Origin of the sequence: Nostoc sp. NMS4 (genome assembly GCF_017115095.1) — a bacterium.
Lineage (GTDB): Bacteria > Cyanobacteriota > Cyanobacteriia > Cyanobacteriales > Nostocaceae > Nostoc.
The window spans coordinates 1-19342 of the sequence record NZ_JABXKI010000275.1; the positions used below are offsets into that span (position 1 = coordinate 1).

General features: G+C 39.8%; 18 protein-coding genes and 2 pseudogenes. 2 read left to right on the forward strand and 18 right to left on the reverse strand.

Translation table 11 applies throughout. The features are described from left to right. From HWQ37_RS25575 to hflX, 3 genes are all read right to left on the reverse strand, one after another. A partial coding sequence (locus HWQ37_RS25575; protein WP_292752616.1) for an XDD4 family exosortase-dependent surface protein occupies positions 1 to 1068 on the reverse strand: 1068 nt, incomplete at its 3' end. 577 nt (positions 1069 to 1645) lie between these two features. After that, positions 1646 to 1942: a hypothetical protein gene (locus tag HWQ37_RS25580; RefSeq protein ID WP_292752619.1), complete on the reverse strand. Its 297-nt coding sequence runs from the start codon at positions 1940 to 1942 to the stop codon at positions 1646 to 1648. Positions 1943 to 2277: 335 nt separating this feature from the next. Beyond that, positions 2278 to 3993 (reverse strand): GTPase HflX, encoded by a 1716-nt coding sequence (hflX, locus tag HWQ37_RS25585; RefSeq protein ID WP_292752650.1) that lies wholly within the window; start codon positions 3991 to 3993, stop codon positions 2278 to 2280. Between hflX and HWQ37_RS25590 the strand changes: the two genes are divergently transcribed. Further along, complete coding sequence (locus HWQ37_RS25590) at positions 3878 to 4123, forward strand: hypothetical protein (RefSeq protein ID WP_292752622.1); 246 nt, start codon at positions 3878 to 3880, stop codon at positions 4121 to 4123. The two genes, hflX and HWQ37_RS25590, sit on opposite strands and share 116 nt — an antisense overlap. 225 nt (positions 4124 to 4348) lie before the next feature. Here the strand turns inward: HWQ37_RS25590 and HWQ37_RS25595 are convergent, their stop codons facing one another. The 9 genes and pseudogenes from HWQ37_RS25595 to HWQ37_RS25635 all read right to left on the reverse strand — a co-directional run bounded on the left by HWQ37_RS25595 (position 4349) and on the right by HWQ37_RS25635 (position 12473). Beyond that, positions 4349 to 4603, reverse strand: coding sequence for a UPF0175 family protein (locus HWQ37_RS25595; RefSeq protein ID WP_292752653.1), 255 nt, complete (start codon positions 4601 to 4603; stop codon positions 4349 to 4351). 101 nt (positions 4604 to 4704) lie between these two features. Next, positions 4705 to 6165 carry a tetratricopeptide repeat protein gene (locus tag HWQ37_RS25600; protein WP_292752625.1) on the reverse strand — a complete coding sequence of 487 codons (1461 nt, stop codon included), beginning with the start codon at positions 6163 to 6165 and terminating at the stop codon, positions 4705 to 4707. Further along, complete coding sequence (locus HWQ37_RS25605) at positions 6162 to 7490, reverse strand: P-loop NTPase family protein (protein ID WP_292752627.1); 1329 nt, start codon at positions 7488 to 7490, stop codon at positions 6162 to 6164. Before HWQ37_RS25605 ends, HWQ37_RS25600 begins: the two co-directional genes overlap by 4 nt. 191 nt (positions 7491 to 7681) lie before the next feature. Further along, complete coding sequence (gene cofG, locus HWQ37_RS25610) at positions 7682 to 8662, reverse strand: 7,8-didemethyl-8-hydroxy-5-deazariboflavin synthase subunit CofG (RefSeq protein ID WP_292752629.1); 981 nt, start codon at positions 8660 to 8662, stop codon at positions 7682 to 7684. A gap of 113 nt (positions 8663 to 8775) precedes the next feature. Beyond that, positions 8776 to 9537: a beta-carotene ketolase CrtW gene (crtW, locus tag HWQ37_RS25615; protein ID WP_292752631.1), complete on the reverse strand. Its 762-nt coding sequence runs from the start codon at positions 9535 to 9537 to the stop codon at positions 8776 to 8778. 253 nt (positions 9538 to 9790) lie between these two features. Next, on the reverse strand, positions 9791 to 10234 hold the full coding sequence (locus tag HWQ37_RS25620) for an SRPBCC family protein (RefSeq protein ID WP_292752633.1): 444 nt from the start codon (positions 10232 to 10234) through the stop codon (positions 9791 to 9793). 19 nt (positions 10235 to 10253) lie between these two features. Beyond that, positions 10254 to 10442 carry a CPXCG motif-containing cysteine-rich protein gene (locus HWQ37_RS25625; protein WP_292752656.1) on the reverse strand — a complete coding sequence of 63 codons (189 nt, stop codon included), beginning with the start codon at positions 10440 to 10442 and terminating at the stop codon, positions 10254 to 10256. 155 nt (positions 10443 to 10597) lie between these two features. After that, positions 10598 to 12253 carry a B12-binding domain-containing radical SAM protein gene (locus HWQ37_RS25630; protein WP_292752636.1) on the reverse strand — a complete coding sequence of 552 codons (1656 nt, stop codon included), beginning with the start codon at positions 12251 to 12253 and terminating at the stop codon, positions 10598 to 10600. A 21-nt stretch (positions 12254 to 12274) separates the two neighbouring features. Further along, positions 12275 to 12473: pseudogene (locus tag HWQ37_RS25635) on the reverse strand (SemiSWEET transporter). Between HWQ37_RS25635 and HWQ37_RS25640 the strand changes: the two are divergent. Then, a complete protein-coding gene (locus tag HWQ37_RS25640) occupies positions 12400 to 12549 on the forward strand; it encodes a hypothetical protein (protein ID WP_292752659.1) in 150 nt (49 codons plus the stop codon). The pseudogene HWQ37_RS25635 and the gene HWQ37_RS25640 sit on opposite strands and share 74 nt — an antisense overlap. Positions 12550 to 12815: 266 nt before the next feature. Here the strand turns inward: HWQ37_RS25640 and HWQ37_RS25645 are convergent. From HWQ37_RS25645 to HWQ37_RS25670, 6 genes and pseudogenes are all read right to left on the reverse strand, one after another. Then, positions 12816 to 13822, reverse strand: a pseudogene (locus tag HWQ37_RS25645) (RpnC/YadD family protein). Positions 13823 to 13849: 27 nt separating this feature from the next. Further along, a complete protein-coding gene (locus tag HWQ37_RS25650) occupies positions 13850 to 15715 on the reverse strand; it encodes a hypothetical protein (RefSeq protein ID WP_292752638.1) in 1866 nt (621 codons plus the stop codon). Positions 15716 to 15843: 128 nt separating this feature from the next. After that, positions 15844 to 16932: a chorismate synthase gene (gene aroC, locus HWQ37_RS25655; RefSeq protein WP_292752641.1), complete on the reverse strand. Its 1089-nt coding sequence runs from the start codon at positions 16930 to 16932 to the stop codon at positions 15844 to 15846. 116 nt (positions 16933 to 17048) lie between these two features. Beyond that, entirely contained in the window at positions 17049 to 17888 is an 840-nt protein-coding gene (locus tag HWQ37_RS25660; RefSeq protein ID WP_292752644.1) for a hypothetical protein, read from the reverse strand. Between the two features lie 4 nt (positions 17889 to 17892). Further along, the gene (locus HWQ37_RS25665; protein WP_292752647.1) at positions 17893 to 18594 is read right to left on the reverse strand and encodes a hypothetical protein; all 702 of its coding nucleotides are present in this window, start codon (positions 18592 to 18594) and stop codon (positions 17893 to 17895) included. A 206-nt stretch (positions 18595 to 18800) separates the two neighbouring features. Next, positions 18801 to 19342, reverse strand: a 542-nt coding sequence (locus HWQ37_RS25670) for a photosynthetic reaction center family protein (protein ID WP_465249720.1), incomplete at its 5' end; no start/stop codon positions are given.

Consider the following 19342-nt stretch of genomic DNA (forward strand, 5'->3'; position numbering starts at 1 on the left):
ATCAGCTTTCTTGGTGTTAGCGTCTGTCAGAGCTTTATCAGCATCAGCTTTCTTGGTGTTAGCGTCTGTCAGAGCTTTATCAGCATCAGCTTTTTTGGTGCTAGCGTCTGTCAGAGCTTTGTCAGCATCAGCTTTTTTGGTGCTAGCGTCTGTCAGAGCTTTGTCAGCTCCTAGTTTTGCTGTTTTTGTTGCTTCTTCTGCCTTAGCTAACTCAATGGCTGCGTTATCAGATGCTTCTTTCGCTGCTTTTGCTACTTTGTCAGCCATTGCTGTTTCAGTTGTGGCTGTTTTCGCTGCATCTTGCGCTAGTTTGTCCGCTGCTAGTTTGTCAGCTAGTTGTTTGAATGTTGTGTCAACTGTATTGACTGGTGTATTAACCCCTGCTTTGGCATCTGCTGTGATTTTTCCAGCAACCTGAGGTTCGCTAAGGTTTGTGCCGTATTGGAAGATAACGTTATTGAAGCTAGATTCAGTTAAACTGGAAGCTCCCAAAAATGTGAAGATAAGGGAATTTTCAATTAAAGAAGTTTCTTGTACTGGTTTATTAGCATTTGTAGTCAAATTTGAACTCGCGCTCAAAAGCCCGTAATCAAATTGGTTACCGTTACCTGTTAAGTTTCCATTAAAAATTCCAAAGCCAGCAGTACCGATACCTTGATTGATGCCTTGTAAGCTGGAGTTACTAATATTGGACTGATACTGCCAACCACCATTCAAGCTAGCAACTGATAAATTAATAGGTTGTAAAAGAGATGCATAACCATTTTGGTAAACCTTAGAACCAAGTCCTAGTGTTGCACTCACCAGATTCAGAGATTTAGATGCATTGAAGAAAACCCCTGTTAGCAAATCTGTAGGAGCTAAAACATCTTTTGAGCTAGTATTGGTTAGTTTGAGAGTTAATATATCGCCGTTAAGCTGAAAATCTGCCGATGCGCCCAGATTACCAGATGAACCTGTAAAGGTAATAGCTTCTGCTCTAGGAACTTGTGAGCCTATTACTAGAGCTAGTGATGATAAACCACAGGTTATATAACCTAATACTTTCTGTGAATATATTTGAGACACTTGGTCTAAACTCCTTTGTTATTGACTAATAAATTAAATGACTGCATCTCAAGTTGGCTCAAGATATTTGAAATCAGAATAAGGAACTAGACAAACTAATTTGCTATATAGCTTGCTGCAAGCTTTTATTGAGCAGCAAGCTATATAAGAATTAATGCCAGTAAAACTAGTTTGCTTATTGACTATTTCTAATCGTTAGATAGTCCCAACTGATATCAGCGCATCTAAATCTTTGAAACTGACTTTTTTCACCCATTACATATATAGTTTTATACCTATCTACGCAGATAGTCTAGCTTTTATTTACATATTTACTAAAGTTTTATTTTAGAAGAAGAAAAATATTTCTTTTACTCTGTTTGAGATTTTTCAGTATTTTTACAATGGCATTTTCTTGTTAGCTAATAATTTATAGAATATTTTTTAATTACAATCAAATAACCAAGTAATTACGGCTAATAAAAATATTCATTAAATCTAATCTTTAGTATTTATAATGGTTATATGTCAATCGGAATTGAAATGTAAGAGAATACGTAGTTAAAATTACATATTTATAAGCATCTCAGCTTATCTCTCAAGAAAGATTTAGGATTGCTATATCTTCCATTTGCTTTACCCAAATAGGTGGTTCCGTGATTACACCAATAAGATGTTCACTGGAAAAGCACAAAGCAGAATTTCCATCATCTAAGGAAATTTGAAATAAACAGTTAGAAGTAGATTCGTTTGAGGCACGAGCCACAATTATTGTTAGCAGACTATGCAGTACAGGCGCATCTGAATTTAAATAAATTGTGTACTGATGTCCTCCAGCTAAAAGAAGCTGAACTTTGATGCTTTTGAATTCTAACTGCTGTGAATCTGATTGCATAAATCTTAGTAGCTAAGATAGTGAGTTATGGAAAGTTGTAAACAAAAACTAGAAGGCTAATGTAGACTTTTTAATAAAAGAATAAATTTTAAGAGAAGAATACCAGTATTAGTGTCTGTCTAAAATATGAAATTCATTGCTGTATCAAGTAGAAAATAAAAATAACCATTAGCCATCAGTTTTAGCACGTTTTTTATATATTGTCATTTAGCAAATTCCACAGTCATTATTAGAGCTTAAATACAGTACAAAACAGTATAAATATCTAAAACTAATGCCGTAGTTATATTAACTACGGCATTAGTTTTTATAAATTCAAAATTTATTGTCGGTATTTACTGAGAGTCAACGGCGTATTCAATCAGCTTGGCAAGACGCTGACGCAAGGTTTCTAATCCTAAGCGCTGACTCGCAGAAATAAATACCGCAAGGGGAAATTCTTCTCTAGCTAGAGCTAGTGTCTCACTATTGGCTTGATCGATCTTGTTAAAAACAACTAGTGCCGGTCCAGGAGTTATTGGCATTTGTGCCAAAATTTCTCTGACTGAGCGAATATGACGTAACCAAGCGGGGTGAGACAAATCTACCAAATGTAGTAGGGCATCGGCTTCTGTGACTTCCTCCAAGGTGGCGCGAAAGGCATCCATTAACGATGCAGGTAGTTCGTGTATAAACCCTACTGTATCTGTAATCAGAATTTCCTGATGTTCATTTGTTTCGCCATAAGGAATCACTAGGCGGCGGGTGGTAGGATCGAGGGTGGCAAATAACTGGTCGGCTGTATAAACTTCTGCGTTAGTGAGCGCATTCAGCAAAGTGGACTTGCCAGCGTTGGTATATCCAACCAAAGCCACTGAGGGAACTTCCCGATGTTGCCGTCGTTGCCGTAACCGCGAACGATGGGCTTGCAACTGAGTTACTTCTTTTTGCAGTCGGGATATGCGCTGCCCGATCGCACGGCGTTCTGTTTCTAATTTTGTTTCACCAGGGCCACGAGTCCCAATACCACCACCTAATCGGGACATGGTGCGACCTCTACCAGCCAGTCGCGGTTGCATGTATTCTAACTGTGCTAGTTCTACTTGCAACTTACCGGCACGAGACTGAGCGCGTTGAGCGAAGATATCCAAAATTACTTCGGTACGATCAACCACTCGGATACCAATTTGCATTTCTAAGTTGCGGACTTGGGAGGGTGAGAGATCGCGGTCGAAGACAACGAGATTGACTCCTAGTGTTTGGGCTGTTAGGGCAATTTCTTGCACCTTACCTTCGCCAACTACAGTTTGAGGATGAATGCGCGATCGCTTTTGTTGTATTGTCTGTAATACATCTCCCCCAGCTGTATCAACTAAACGCGCCAATTCCACTAGGTTGTCTTGGAATTGTAGGGGAGTTATCTCACTGGTCATCAGCCCCACAATCAGCACGCGATCGTGGTCAGCATCTACTTCCTGGGCGATAAATTCTCGTTGAAATTCCGCTTCCAGATTTTCTACCAAGTCTACTAAATCTTGGTCTGCGAGATCGTCCAAATCCAGAGGTGGCGATATATTCCAACTTGGGGATTGGATTTGGCTTTCCCCTATTTTGGGAGCAGCAGGACTAGTAATCAGGGTGCGAGACTCTTGGGGTGTCAGATGAGCGAGATAAGCTTCTTTAACATACCCAGTCGCACCGCCTCCCCGCCGTGTAAATCCGGTTCCGGTAATATTTAGGACAACTAGGGCATCTAAGCGTTGCAGTGCCATAGCCGTGAGCGCCGCTTCATTGGGCGGTTCTGGCTTCAGATGGGTGGCAATACAACGAATACCACTGAGTCGTTCTGCACCGTAACGGGGCAATTCCATCGGTGGTATTTGCGTTTGGCGCGGTGTGCCTACGCCGACGCGAATCACTTGTCCGCGACGGTTGATGTAGGCGCACACAGGCTGATTGACTTCTGTGCTAATTGCTGCCAGACGCTGGGAAAAATCAGGCGTGGTGATGCGATCGCCTGGTATGCGCTGGTGGTACAGCCTCTGTAGTTGCTTCAGCTGGCTGGACTTCAGACCTTGGAGATTTCCAAAAATAGTTTCTATAGGCGTTTTTGACCAGTTAAATGGCCCCCCGAATCCTTATATGTCTATTTTACAACAGGGTTTAGGCTCCTATCTCTCTCCTTTGAAGGATGCGTTATGAATTAGTTCACGGGGATATTGATTTGAGGTTATTTTGGTGGTGTTTAGTTGAGTGAAATAGTGACCTAACCCCCAACCCCCTTCCCTACAAGGGAAGGGGAGTAAGATTCAAATATATATTTGCTAATCATAATGAGGTACATCAGAGCAAGCTCCTCGCTTGCGGGGAGGGGGTTGGGGGGTGGGGTTCTTATACCTCACTCAACTGAGAACCGCTATATTAGTTTCAAGCATTCGCTAAATCAGAGATAAGTTCCTCTTCTGTTAAATCAATCATCGCTATACCATAACGGTGTAAATTAAGTAAAAAAGTTACCCTATCTATACCTGCTAACTGTGCAGCTAAACCAGAAGAAATACGTTTCATTTCAAATAGTTTAACTGCGATCGCCATTTTTGCTTCTTGTTCAAACTGTTCTCGCGTTTGCTGTAAGGCATCTGGTAAGGTTTCTGGATAGTCAATTTTAAGTTGTGACATGATTTTTATCAGGGCGATCGTTTTTAATTTCAGTTAGGATTTTCACTAGAAGTATGAAGGAGATCGCTACATTAATCGCTACATTAGTTTAGTCTTTATAGGGTTTATTGAATTAAAGCTTGAAAGCGCTCATCTTCCCGAATACCATCAAAATCTGAGTCAATTTTTGCCATCTCTCGATATTTATCAGGACTAAGATTAATTGCTTGTTGTAAGTTTTCTAGCGCTTGCTCAATATTGCCTTGAAGGGCATAATAACAAGCTTTCTTGTACCAAGCTTGGTGTAAATCTGGTTTAATTTTCAGTGCTTGGTCGTAGTCGGCGATCGCTTCTTCAGTGCGTCCTAAATCATCTAGCGCAATGCCGCGATTGTTCCAAGCTTCGTGGTGATCTGGTTTAATTTTCAGTGCTTGGTCGTAGTCGGTGATCGCTTCTTCATTGCGTCCTAAATTGCCTAGCGCATAGCCCCGATTGTTCCAAGCTTGGTGATAATCAGGTTTAAATTTCAGTGCTTGGTCGTAGGATGCGATCGCTTCTTCAGTGCGTCCTAAATTGCGTAGCACATTGCCGCGATTGTTCCAAGCTTCGTGGTCATCAGGTTTAAATTTCAGTGCTTGGTCGTAGGATGCAATCGCTTCTTCATTGCGTCCTAAATGTCTTAGTGCAATGCCCTGATTGTACCAAGCTTCGTGGTAATCTGGTTTAAATTTCAGTGCTTGGTCGTAGGATGCGATCGCCTCTTCATTGCGTCTTAAATTATATAGAGCAATGCCCCGATTGTTCCAAGCTTCGTGGTAATCTGGTTTAAATTTCAGTGCTTGGTCGTAGGATGTGATCGCAGCTTCAAATTCATTTGCAGAACGTAACAACCTACCCAGTTCACGTTGTAAACTTGCCTGACGATTCTCTGGCTGATGTTTTTCTGCCAGTAAGTCTTGAATTTCTAGGACTTTCTCAATTTTTTGTTCAGGGCTAAGTTTCAAATATTCCCCATAGTCTACTTCATCTGTTAGACGATTTGATTCTTGTTCTACCACCTCTGGTGTTGTTGGCAATTCAAACACCCCAGAGCGCCAATCAAAAAAATCTGGGGCGCGATGAATAAAATAATTTATCGAAAATGAACGCAAAAGAAAAACAAAGGTAATAGGAAAATCATCTCTAAAGCGTTCTCGCTGTTGGTTTAAGTGATTTAAAATATGCGGAACACTGGTTAAATTACTAAATTGACCTTCCGTAATTTCGCCAAAACTTCTTTTTTCATACTTATATAAAGAATATTCTAGACCTTTAATCAATAAAATATCAACTTGCTTGTCTTTAATAAACTCTGCTACTGGCTGATATAAATTATCAATCGTCTCAACCAAGCGCAAAACTGCAATCTTCTTCTGCAGAATCTCCTGGGGAAGTTTGACAATAAATTTGTCTGCTTCTCCTGGTGTACATTGGATAAAAAACAAACCAAATCCTGATTTACGCTTCAGTGCGCGAAGCAAGTCTTGATAAGCTTCTTCTGGTTCTGGGGGTAAATCATCATCCCAATCACTTAAATTTGGGTTCATGAAAGTTTCGCTACGGCTTCTTTAAATTCTGGAATTCCTTGAATCAATGGATGAATATCATACCAACGCTGCATCTCTCCATCATCATCTAAATAGCGGTATTCTAAAAGACAACGGTTATACATCAAACTCCGATACAAGTCATCATTAATAATGCGCTTAGAAGAAGACACTTCCGCTAACAGACACCATTGATGATTTTCCACAGCGCGGCGATAAGTATCTCTGGCTTGAGTAATTGCTCGTCGCACCGCCTTTTCTGAAACAGGTAACTCTTCAGTGCGTCCAATGGCATCTTGAGTTAACAATAGCAAATTCCTCACATGACCTCCACTCATCAAACAGAGTCTGTCTAAGGTTTGGGGACTGTCGAAAATTTCTGTTTCTAGTGATAGTTCGGGGGCAATTTGCCGGACTCGCTTGTTAATTACTTCCTTAACTTTCTTGAGTCCTGGCTGATAAACTTCGCCCTTGAGAGTGTTTACCATAATCATCGGCAAAATTTGGGGGTCGCCGTAGATATCTCTGAGGTCTGTTGCTCTGGTAGAATAGACCATTGAAATGGGGACAGTGTAAATCAAATGGCAATCTAAAGCTTGGAGTTGTTCGCTGCGGTCTAAAAAGACTTCCTCATAGTTGGTGCGGCCATCGCCGTCTTTAACTAACACCATCCGGTCTAAATTATCGACAATTACCGCCAGTTTATTGTAGCCATTAGGTAAGTTGTGTTTTGCATCTACCAGAAACTCATTTAACACCTGAATTAAAGTGACAGTGTGAGGATCGATTTTCTGGCGAATCTTCTGGCGTAATTCAGGAACAGCTCTTAAATTCGCGGTCAACTTGGCGAATTGAGCAAGCTGCACTTCTACAGCCATCTTCTCAAACTCTATGGGAGTCAGCGCCAAATCTTTTAAATCTACCCAACGATCTTTCAACCAGTCGAGTATCGGGCGAGGACTAGCAATTCCTTTTAAATCTTTGAGCAAACGCCGGGTACAGGCGAGGAGAATATCTGTATATTGGGCATCTTCAGAATCGATATCCTCTTCATCAGCCGCAAAATACACAACATAAAATTTCCGATTTTCTAAATATTTCTTTAATCTGAGTAATTCTGTAGACTTCCCCGCACCCCGATGACCAGAATACAATTGGCAAGTATTTGTATTTGCCAATTGCATCCGATTTCCCAATTCTTGCAAAATATCGGCATCTCCCCGCACATCCTGACAATCTACATATTTTGGATCACCTGCGGGTAAGGGTTCAAAGGGGTTAAAAGCGTTGTAGAGGTTTGCGAGTAAGTCAGTACTATTAACCATAGGTAAAAAATATAGCAATGATGCTGATAATAATCGAGATTATACAGAACTCAGGTAGATGAATCCAGTTGAAATACTCGTTAACGGAGTTCAAAGGCTCATTAACGGAGTTCAAAGGCTCATTAACGCACCTCAAAGACTCGTCAGCAAAAAAATTACTCCGAGATGGGAAAATCTCTACTTCCCTATTCTTACAAAAGAGAAACTGGGGTTAGAGTCTTGCGCCAGTGCTTCACGGCTTTTTGTAACTCCCCCGACAACCAGCTATCAAATTGCGGGTAAATCGGTAAACGCGCCACCAATTCCCACCCCGCAGGTTGTAAAATTTCTCTTAATGCCTGTTCCTGTATATGAGGATAATCGGGATTCACCTCATCTTTTGGCCCGATTCCACCTAAATCTCGCGCACCAGCTTCGATACAAGCGAGTAACCATCGGTCATCTTTAACTAAATTCGGCGGAATTTGAATAGTAATATCTGGCGGTAAAATCTGACGTGCTTTAGCAATTACTTCTGGTAACTGATGAGGGTTAAAATGTGGTGCATCAAAGCTTTGCTGATATCCTGGACTATGAGGTTGCAGGATAACTTCTTGAATATGGTGATAATGTTGATGCAGTTCAGATATAGCTGTCAATGTTTCCCAGCAATCATCTACAGTTTCCCCGATTCCCAACAGTAACCCAGTTGTAAAGGGAATCTGCAACTCTCCCGCCCATTGCAATTGTTGTAAACGAACTTCTGGTAGTTTACTCGGTGCGTGCCGATGTACACTATTTAACAATGTTGGCGTTAACTGTTCCAACATCAGCCCCATTGAAACATTCACACGCTTGAGCTTTTGCATTTCTTCAAAACTCAGTGGGCCTGCATTTGTGTGAGGTAAAAACCCCATTGAAAGCGCTAATTCACACAAATCATAAATCCGCTCAAACCACGCCTGACGCTTTGGCGAATGGGGATGCACTTCACCGCTAAGTATGAGGATTTCACAGACTTTTTCGCTTTGAAGTGCTTTTAAAATACTGTCTGCATCTGAAAGACTCATCCAAGGACTTTTACCCGGTTCACTGCGAAAGTTACAGTAGCTACACCGATTAAAGCACTCGTAAGTGGGAACGATTGTATAAGCAGGGCTATAAGTTACAAGACGATAATTATTAATTGGCATAAGTAGAATAAATTTGCTCTTAGTAAGCAGCCCCAGATTTATTTTAAGGGCTGGAGACACTGACTACAAACCTTTAATTATTCACGCCCACTTATTTATTAGAAAAACAAGAATTATTTTGCTTTGTAAATTTCTGGTAACTGCCACCAAGGAAGATGGGGATACTCGTGGTGTTCTTCGTGATAGCCAAAATGATAGCACGTGATAAATGACCACCAAATTGGACGGCTAATTGTTTGGGCGTAATGAGGTTGAATATAACCTGTGATTGGTTCACTATGTGGGAGAAAAGTACCAAAATAAAATAATTGGAGTGAACTTAAAAGCGAAGGAAGTACCCAAAAGGTTATTAGATTAGCATGGTGTATATGAAAGATGTGATTAGCAAATTGATAAATAAGAGTCAGAGCAATAATTTGTCCCCAACTCCAGTAACCTTTCATAAAATGAAAATACCAAGCAAAAAAGTTTTTATGTTTACCATTATGGAAATCTGGGTCTATTTGAGTTGCTGGATTTTGGTGATGTAACCAATGCTTTTTTAATAGTTTTTTATAGGGTAAAAGACCATAAAGAGATAGGGTTAATGTCCCAATCAGATGATTAATTTTGCTGTTTTGGGGAAACACTACCCCATGCATGGCATCATGAGATGTAATAAATAATCCCGTATATAAAAATGTTTGCCAAGCTATGCTAGGCAATAGCATCCAAAGTTTTAACTTGGAGATGTCAAGGGGAAGTAATAAACTCAAGCTAATAACCCAGACACTCACAATGACAATAGCAATAAAAAGTCCTTTAAACTGAGATTTACTTTTCACTGCTAGAGTCAGTTTTGTTTGATGACTGGGTGGTTGTTCTAATTGAATCACGCTTTTACTCCGCCTAGTATTCAGGTAAAAATTCCTAAAATATAGTCACCACAAAAAGCACTAACCACCAGCCAGAAAACTCTATTAGTGGTGAGCCTTTTGCATTGGATAGTGCCTAAACTTTAAGATGTTTAGAAAGATTAAGATACTTTAACTAGTATTACACATAACAACCGCTAGACCAACAAAGGCTAAAACCCGTTTCCCTGCTGCCTCCTGCCTTATCTCAACGACAAAATTTACGCTTACCTACTTATTCACACTCACGTTTAGTTACATAGTGGCGGTAACGAAACATAGCTTCTAGTTGCGCTTGCACTAGCCAACCACTGACAAATTCAACTGCTCCTCCACCAGGCATAGAGAAGGAAATAGCGTCGGTTAATCTGGTTTTGCCATTTTCCGATTCAAATTCATGTCGATGTACCCAATACTCAAAAGGGCCAGATATTTGTTCGTCGGTAAACAGGCGATATTTTTCACATTCAGTATGACGCGCTAACCAAGTTAAGGGTAATGGGCCGAGAAACAAGCGAAATTCGGTGATAGCGCCAACGTTCAGCCCTCCTTCACGACGAACTATTTGGACTGGCTGCCAAGGTGGATTCAACAGTTGTAAAATATCTGGCCTTTCGTGAAATTTCCAAACTACTTCTGGTGAGGCATTAATGATTGAGGAATGTTTAAAGTGCAGCATGGAAAGAAAAACCTAAAATTCAACTTTCGGATTCGGTATCAATTTCGATATCTAGGGTATCTTCATCAACCCGCACGTACAAAATATTTGGGTTACAGCAAACTTGACAATCTTCAACGTAAGATTGCTCTCCCCCAGCACTCAAGTCAATAAAAGTTAAGTTTGGTTCGCCGCAATAAGCGCAGTAATACTCAGCTGTGTTTTGCATCAAGTTTTCAGCTATGGATTTAATGGTATTGGGCATTGGGCATGGGGCATTGGGCGTTAGGAGTGCTGAGTTAGGAGTTAGGAGTTAGTTAGTAGGAGTTCTTTAATTTTGAATTTTGAATTGATTGCTCCCTCATCTCCCCACTCCCCTACTCCTTAGTTCGTAGTCCCCAATACTGGCTGTAATTCTTTTGGGGATGGATTGATATAACTCTTAGCATCAGCCAAATGCTTTAGTAGTGTAGACTGTGGCAGAGGCCCTTGCAAGTGGCTCCAGGGTAATACTTTTTCTGTTGACCATTCGGCGTGGACGTAGAAATCTAAGTCGGGGGTTTGTCCTTTGAGTTGTTTGAAAGCACGTTTGTAGCTACCCAAGGAATCGCCAAAGTCACGAGTAAGTTCAAGAAGTTGGGAGAGTCTACGATCGCCTCTCGATAACAAAGCCTGTATAATCGACCAATTATAGCTTTCGGGTCGAAATTCTATCCCTTGTGGTTTTAGCTGTTTTTGCAAAAACTGCAACCGCTTTTCGGCTTGGCGATTCACCCCAAACCATTGAAACGGCGTATGTGCTTTGGGTACAAAGGTGCTGCATCCGTATGTTAAGCGCAATCCCGGTGCAGCTTTTTTGATATTACGCATCATCGCCACGGTTTGCTCTAAATCTTCTGCTTCTTCACCAGGAATTCCGGCCATTCCGTAGAGTTTCAAGCTTTTTAATCCGCCAGCTTTGGCATTTATGGCTGCTTGGATGATTTCGTCGTTATGCAGCTTTTTGTTGACGATTTGCCGAATTTTTTCAGAACCACTCTCTACTGCAATGGTAAGCGATCGCGTGTCTCGTTTCGTCAAAGTTTCTGCTAACTGGACTGTTACAGTATTAGTTCGCACTGAGGCAATACTGAGACGGACATTATCATACTTTGGCTGACTAATATAATCTAGCAACGCCTCAAATTCTGGATGTTGAGTGACTGAAGCCCCTAATAATCCTAACCGATTTGTGACTTCTAAACCTTTTGCGATCGCTGGAATTAATGAATCTTCCAGACTGGCTGTTCTAAAAGGCAGGGTGAGATAACTCGCTAAACAAAAGCGGCACATTTCTGGACAACTTCTCACCACTTCCACCATGTAAATATTTTCCCATGCCGCTTTTTCGGTGACTACAGTAGATGCCGATAGTGTATTTCCTCTATAAGTTTGTTTTTGCACCACTGCGGGAATTTCGGGAGAAATTGGTTTAATAGACTTTACTTCACCGTCTCTTGTGTGATATTCCACCTCATACAAACTTGGTACATAAATTCCTGGTATTTGTGCAAGTCTTTTTAGTTGAGTTTGTCTTGAGGCATTTCTGACTTCTTTATAAGCCTCAATAAAATTCCCTAACAGGTTTTCGCCATCTCCCAGTAAAACCACATCAAAAAAATCTGCAAAAGGTTCGGGGTTAGCAGTGAGAACTGGGCCACCACCAAAAATTATCGGATGAGAATCATCACGAGAGGTTCCTCGAATTGGAATTTCTAAAGATTCCAGCAAATTTAAAATATTCACATAATCCAGTTCCCACGAAATCGAAAATCCCACAATTTCCGGTGTTCTGGGGAGTTGTTCGTGAGTATCGGTAAACAGGCGACTCACCTGCACATCATCACGCATTGCCAAGGTTGCCCAAACTACCTGATAACCAAGGCTAGTGATACCTACGCTGTACTCGTTGGGAAAGGCGAAGATTATGGGGATAGCGTTGGTGTCTGGGGTGGTAGGTGTAAATAGAAGGCGTTCAGAGTCAAATACAGATGATGTCACAGGTGTTTGTTAGAGGCAAGTTTATCTATATTTAATTTTAAGCCATAGAATAATTAAGTTAAAAACCAATGTTACGGCGTTAGCAAGAATAATGGGCAAGGATTGTAAATAAATTCCATAGATTAGCCACAAAAAAAACACCACTTATGAATGTAATCAGCGTCACCAAAGAAACATCTTTGGCTGATTTTGTTTGCCATGTTTTAAACATCTGCGGCAAAAAAGAGATTGTGGTTATTGTGGCGGCAGCTAATCCTATAACTGTCAGAAAATCCATGTTTAATTATTTATATTAAGTTGCTATATTATACATCAGCGATCGCCCTTGTCTGTTTAATGCAACGCTATACGAGACATTTTACACTGTTGAGCGATCGCTACAACAAATTAGCAACAATATTCCCGACTTATTTAATCAGTCGTGAATCTAAAAATGTATCACGGTCTTAGCAAGAATAATCGGTAAAAATTGTAATTTATGTATATTAACTACCAAAAAAGACCGATTATAAATGCAATTAGCATGACAAAATAAAACTCATTAAAGGATATGTGATAAACACTAGCAAAACCGATGGATTAATTCTTCACGAGACAACTGCAACAGTAAAGGCGTAAACTCTTCTGGCGGTAACAATAATAAAGGTTCAATAATTGCTTGAAGCTCATTATCTATTTCACCAAAGCGAACTTTGAGCAAGTTTTCCACTACTAAGCGTTCTCCCTGCTGAATTCCTGTTTGGAGTCCTGTTTGGAGTCCCCGTTGTTCTCCTTCTTGTATCGCTTGTTCGCGGTCTTGTTGGTAAAGTGGTGCTAATCGCATAAGCAATTCCCTATCTTCCTCGTCTTTATTTTGAGTGACTTGTAAGTTTTGTTGCAAGTTGTACAGCAATTCTAACGCTGCTTTTCGGAAAGGATTATCAGGAGTAAGTGCTTCTAGTTCGTCAATTGCTTGCTTTTGAACGTTTCCCTTACCGATGATTCTCAGCCATAAGGTTTCTGAGATAGGTGGCAACTGATGAATTGTTACTATCGCGGTACGCAAATATTCTGGCATGAAGTATATTCCAGGCAGGTAGTCATCTTTTGGGTTAGCACCAAATCCTGATAAGAGTTGTGCGGATGCTGTGGGGGTAAGAATCCATAATTTTGGTAAATCAGATTCTAGAATACGAGTTTTATTCCGATTTGCTTGTCGTTGTAAGCTAATCGGCATTTAAGTTGCATAAAAGCAGGGCTGAAGCCCTTACTACAAGCGAATCATTCTGGAAAAATGAATGACGATTAGCTTAAATCGCCACGCACCTCTAATAATTTTAAGAGACAATCGCAAATTTCTGTAGCTGAGGCTGCGTTACGAAATGGTTCAAGTAGAGAAGGGGTAGTGACAATTTGACCTAATAATCCGAGTGTTCCTGGTATGTCTCTTGGTTGTGGTTTGGGAATGAAATAAACATCAATCTGTCTAAGTTCTCCTGCAACTCGTCTAGGTGCTTGGACTTCGCCGTAAGGAGTGAGTAATTGTTCGAGGTAGTCTTTGGCAAATTGGTCATGGATGAATCTGGTCATGTTGGTAGTTTGGTGATGCAAACCAGTTTATTTACCATTGTCTGACGATTTTTTGAGATAAGATTTAGCCCAAGCATATCGTTGTGAATCTTTTTTCAGTAAATATTCTATTACTTCCCGACGCTTATTTTCATCCTTAGCATTTTTCACTACTCGCTTGATTTCAGAATCCATATCTCTAGGATTAGCACCACGTTTGATTGCTTCTTGAAACCAATATTCACCATCTGAATATTGATGTCTTTCAAAACAAATGGCTCCCATCAAAGTATAAGGGTGATGGCTTTTTGGTTGATACTCAATAGCTTTACGGGCGCAATTTTCTGCCTCATCTAATTTTCCAATATCTCGAAATGCTCCACCTCTGCTGGTTAGCAACGCTGACTTGAGTTTATTTTCTTTTATTTTGTCGAATTCCAAATTATTCGTCAGCTGCAATGCCTGTTCTGGTTTATCTGCTTTGCGCCAATGGCTACTAGCATTTGCTAAGTTCCATTTGTTGTCAGTGTGCTGAAACTCCTGCTCATAGAAATTTGCTTCAATTGTGTGGTAAGCAATCCAAATCTTACCAGAGACTAAATTCTTCTCTTGATACTTAGGCTCTTTTTGCCGCGTGTAATAACTATATGTTGGTTGAGGCACTTTAATTTTAGTCTCTTGAAGCCAAGCAAAATCTGTTGGTTCAAGTCGCTCTTTTAACTCAAGTTTTTGCAAAATTGTGTATAAAAAACTGGTGTGTGATTTATCTTGATAGCCTAAAACATCATATTTGAATTTCAAAGCTGCAAAATGCTTTTGTTGAGCAACAATAATTATATCTTCTCGCCCATTCTTTTCCAGCCAGTCAATTTCTGATTCATTAATTAGTTCTCCTGAATCTATCTTATATTTTAGGGTAGAGGCGTATTTTTCATTTGCAATTTCTATTGTCTCAGTAAGCTTGCGTTTTTTGAGAAAGTTAATATCCTGTTCGCCTAACTGATTGGACAACTCAAGTCTTTTGAGAACTTTATACAGGTGACTCTTAGGCGATAAATCCTCATAATGAGTTACTTTATACTTGTATCTCAAGATAGCAAATTCTCGTGTTTGTTCCAATTCTTGAGCAATGATAATTGTTTCGTTAAGTCCTTGCTGTTCGAGCCAGTTAATTTCTGACTCACTCAAATTATCTTTTGCGTCAATGTTTTGCAGTATTAGATATAGTGGACTCGATAATGATAAATCCAGGTGTTTATTAGCTTGGTATTTATCTCGTAATTGAGCAAATTGAGTTTCTTTTACTGACTCTTGTTGTTGAAAAATCTCTGCTGTTTCAAATAGTTCGTTATTGATCAGCCAATTATATTCAGAATTACTTAAACGTTCTGTAACCTCTAACTTTTTTAGTATTTGATACAGGAAACTATCAGGATATGAGTCTTGATATTTAGTAGCTTTGTACTGAGATTTAAGTTGAGTAAATCGCTTTACTTCTTGAGCAATTTGATTTGTTTCATATAAACCAGTTCCTCTCAGCCATTGAACTTCTGAATCAGCAAGGAAATTTCCTGACTCCAGTTTCAAAAGAATGAAATAGAGATGACTAGATTGCCAGGAACCGTGATAATTTGTAGCTTTATACTTAGACTTCAACTTGGAGAATTCAAATTCTAGATTTCCGAATTCTTGCAATCTATATTGCTGTTCTTGCTTGATAGCTTCTAAAGTCTCCTCAAGCTGAGACTCTCCCAACCAATTAGATTCTAAGTCACTGAGTTCAATTCCTAAGTCAAGTTTTCGTAGTATGAGATACAGCAAACTAGCGGGTGATGAATCTTGATATTGAGTTGCTTGGTACTTGGACTTTAAAGCAGCAAAGTGTTTTAAGCGATTTGGAGACTCTTTACTCATATTGATAGTAGATGCGATCGCACGTAGTTAAATGTGTTATCCGCTACTATAGCAATACAGATAAAAAAGGGCGAGTCAGACACTCACCCTCGAAGCATAAATATTTTCTGAAAGTCAAATTATAATCCCTACAACACCTTACATTGTCCATGATGCCGTAACAAATGGTCACACAACACCAGCGCCACCATCGCCTCAACCATTGGAACTGCACGCGGTAACACACAAGGATCGTGTCGTCCTTTCGCAGCTAATAGGGTTTCTTCACCTTCACGAGTTACTGTTTTTTGCTCTTTTCTAATTGTCGCCGTCGGCTTAAATGCAACTCGTAAAATGATATTTTCCCCGTTGGAAATTCCCCCCTGAATACCACCAGAACGGTTAGTTACAGTGCGAATTTCAGCATTTTCATCAATATAATATTCGTCGTTATGCTCAATTCCCGTTAACAGCGTTCCGCCAAAACCGGAACCGATTTCAAAGCCTTTGCTAGCAGGGAGAGACATCACACCTTTAGCGATATCAGCTTCCAATTTATCAAATACTGGTTCGCCCAAACCTTTCGGCACATTACGCGCTACACATTCTACGACACCGCCAATAGAATCACCTTGTCTACCAACTTGCTCAATTAATTCAATCATGCGATCGCTACATTCAGCATCGGGACAGCGAACGATATTACTTTCCACTTGTTCTAAGGTGACAGTATTTGGATCGACTACACCTTCCAAGTCCTTGATGCGCTTGACGTAAGCTATAACTTCAACATTGGCAACTTGACGGAGAATTTTTTTAGCGATCGCACCTGCTGCTACTCTGCCAATTGTCTCACGCGCTGACGATCTACCTCCGCCTTGCCAATTGCGAATGCCATATTTCGCATCATAAGTTGCATCCGCGTGAGAAGGGCGATACTTCTCGGCCATCTCGTCGTAGTCTTGCGAACGAGCGTCTTTGTTCCGTACCAAAATTCCTATAGGCGTTCCTAGTGTTTTGCCTTCAAATACGCCTGATAAAATCTCGCAGGTATCGGCTTCTTTGCGAGGTGTCGTAATTTTACTTTGTCCGGGTCGCCTTCTATCTAATTCCACTTGAATTTCTTCTGCCGAAATTTCTAGTTGTGGAGGACAACCATCAATCACAACCCCCACACCGCCGCCGTGAGATTCACCAAAAGTAGTTATGCGAAATAGATGACCAAAAGTGTTGCCCATGATTTTGAGGAAAAAAGTGAGGCTTATGTATTCTACCTAGACTTATTGAAAAAGTTAATGTGCAAAAGGTTAGCCAAAATTTAAAATTTATAGTATTAATATATATCAAATTTAATTTATTCAGGTAAAGCATCTAAATCAACTGACTTAGTTTGCCATTTTGCTGCATCAAGCTTTTTTAAATACTCCTTTATTAATTTATATTCATCAACAGAAAATGTTGGCGACTCTGTACGTTCATCAACTTTCTCTTTTTCTTCAGATCCATTTTCTATGTTTAAATAATAACCACCACCAAAAACATCATCCCAGATGCCTAATTTTACTACAAATTCGCCACTATTTGCCTTCCCTACTTTACTAGAAAAAGTATCGGTATCATCTTCATAAACACTGCATTCAAATTTCCAAGTTTTTCTAACAACACCGTTGTGTACTTTGTCAAGTAGTTTTTTCATATATCCTATACGATTCCCTTCTGGTTCTATAATATTCATAATAATTTTTTCTTTAGCATCTTTATCTTGTTGATTGACTTGCTCAATTAAAGAGTTCGCTAAAGCAAGACGTTCTTTTGCTTTGAGCAATATTTCTTGTTCCATTCTTGATAGATTTATAATTTTTAGCTCCAAAAGTCCTACTAGCTGTCTGTAAAGGTCTACACTTTTTTGATAATTTTCTGGATGTTTCAGTTGCTCATCGCAAGCATTCAAAGTATCAATAGCAAATTGATAATTTCTATTCTGACAATGATGATTAAAGGCATCAATATAATCTCTTAAATCATCTTCCCAATCCCAATTTTCTAGCCAGTCGCCTTCTATATCATCAACATAAAGATGAATATACTCTGAACCATAAGTTTGTTTATCAGTCTGTAATTGTTGGGATGCTTGCAGAGACTTACCATCTACCTGAGAGTTGGATTGATTATAAATGTTTCTATTGTTCTTCATTTTGCTATTTATGGAAGACTATAGAGGCACGAAATTCAGATGGGCGATCGCTACTCTCTTTCAGGATAGCATCTGTTAACATAAGTAGATTGTCTGGAAGGTTGACTTCAGGATTATGAGCAACTAATAAAGCTCGTTTAATACACCAACACGACAGAGTACTGTTCCATCGCTGTTGCTCATTTATAAAATCTGGGTTGCGTTGTCCATCCCGAAAGATGGGAATGCCTTTTAGCTGGACAAAAACAGGCTCAAATTGACTAGGAACATGGCTTACAAGTAAATCTGTTGCCATTGACAAATCTAGAATATAGCGATGTGAAGCACTACCGTCAGACCTAGCATTAATTTTTTGAGTAAGTGCAAGAATTAAGTTTTGATCATTACCTTTATACTCTTCTAATAATAGTTTTTCTATCCAGTATGAAAATTTTGGATCTTCCTTACTCAACCAATTAGATAACACTACACTGTACCAGTAATACTCGGTCAATGATATATTCTTTTGCTGGCAAAATTCTTCTATTTTTTCTTGTGGTAAACTTAAAATCGGTTTGATGGTATATATATAAGTTTGAATATCATAATGAAATTCGTTTAGAAAATCAATTAAAAACTGTTTTTTATCAATGAGTTCATTTTTATATTTAAGCAGTGTAATTCCAATTTCATTAATCCGAGTTGCCAAGTTAGGTTCTATATACAAGGCTTTCCGTCTTAGACTTTGCAATCTGGGCTTAATCTCATTCGCGTGTAGTCTAATTCTGTCTGGGGTCAAGCAAAATCTCCATTAACTTAGTTAATTCTACACCATAGTAAATTTCAAGAAACTTTTTGACTTAACAAAACTCATAAAAACAAAAAGCGCCCCCCTTTTAGGAGAGCGCTTTCTGATTTAGCTAAACTTCAGAATTAACCGTTGATAGCAGGAGCAGTAAGAGCTACAGGAGCAGAATCACCAGCAGCCAAATCTAGAGGGAAGTTGTGAGCGTTACGCTCGTGCATTACTTCCATACCCAAGTTAGCGCGGTTGATTACATCCGCCCAAGTTGCAATCACACGACCTTCAGAGTCAATGATTGATTGGTTGAAGTTGAAACCGTTCAAGTTGAACGCCATTGTGCTTACACCCAAGGCGGTGAACCAGATTCCGATTACAGGCCATGCTGCGAGGAAGAAGTGCAGTGAACGGCTGTTGTTGAAGGAAGCGTATTGGAAGATTAACCGACCGAAGTAGCCGTGAGCCGCAACGATGTTGTAGGTTTCTTCTTCTTGACCGAATTTGTAACCGTAGTTTTGTGACTCGGTTTCGGTGGTTTCACGAACCAAGGAGGAAGTTACGAGTGAACCGTGCATTGCAGAGAACAAACTTCCACCGAATACACCAGCTACACCTAACTGGTGGAAGGGGTGCATCAAGATGTTGTGTTCTGCTTGGAACACGATCATGAAGT

Coding starts and splice junctions, on each gene's coding strand:
- HWQ37_RS25620 (WP_292752633.1), bottom strand. CDS start 10,234: ATGCTGCACTTTAAACATTCCTCAATCATTAATGCCTCACCAGAAGTA.
- HWQ37_RS25605 (WP_292752627.1), bottom strand. CDS start 7,490: ATGGTTAATAGTACTGACTTACTCGCAAACCTCTACAACGCTTTTAAC.
- HWQ37_RS25640 (WP_292752659.1), top strand. CDS start 12,400: ATGAATGTAATCAGCGTCACCAAAGAAACATCTTTGGCTGATTTTGTT.
- HWQ37_RS25660 (WP_292752644.1), bottom strand. CDS start 17,888: ATGAAGAACAATAGAAACATTTATAATCAATCCAACTCTCAGGTAGAT.
- HWQ37_RS25580 (WP_292752619.1), bottom strand. CDS start 1,942: ATGCAATCAGATTCACAGCAGTTAGAATTCAAAAGCATCAAAGTTCAG.
- aroC (WP_292752641.1), bottom strand. CDS start 16,932: ATGGGCAACACTTTTGGTCATCTATTTCGCATAACTACTTTTGGTGAA.
- cofG (WP_292752629.1), bottom strand. CDS start 8,662: ATGCCAATTAATAATTATCGTCTTGTAACTTATAGCCCTGCTTATACA.
- HWQ37_RS25600 (WP_292752625.1), bottom strand. CDS start 6,165: ATGAACCCAAATTTAAGTGATTGGGATGATGATTTACCCCCAGAACCA.
- HWQ37_RS25625 (WP_292752656.1), bottom strand. CDS start 10,442: ATGCAAAACACAGCTGAGTATTACTGCGCTTATTGCGGCGAACCAAAC.
- HWQ37_RS25650 (WP_292752638.1), bottom strand. CDS start 15,715: ATGAGTAAAGAGTCTCCAAATCGCTTAAAACACTTTGCTGCTTTAAAG.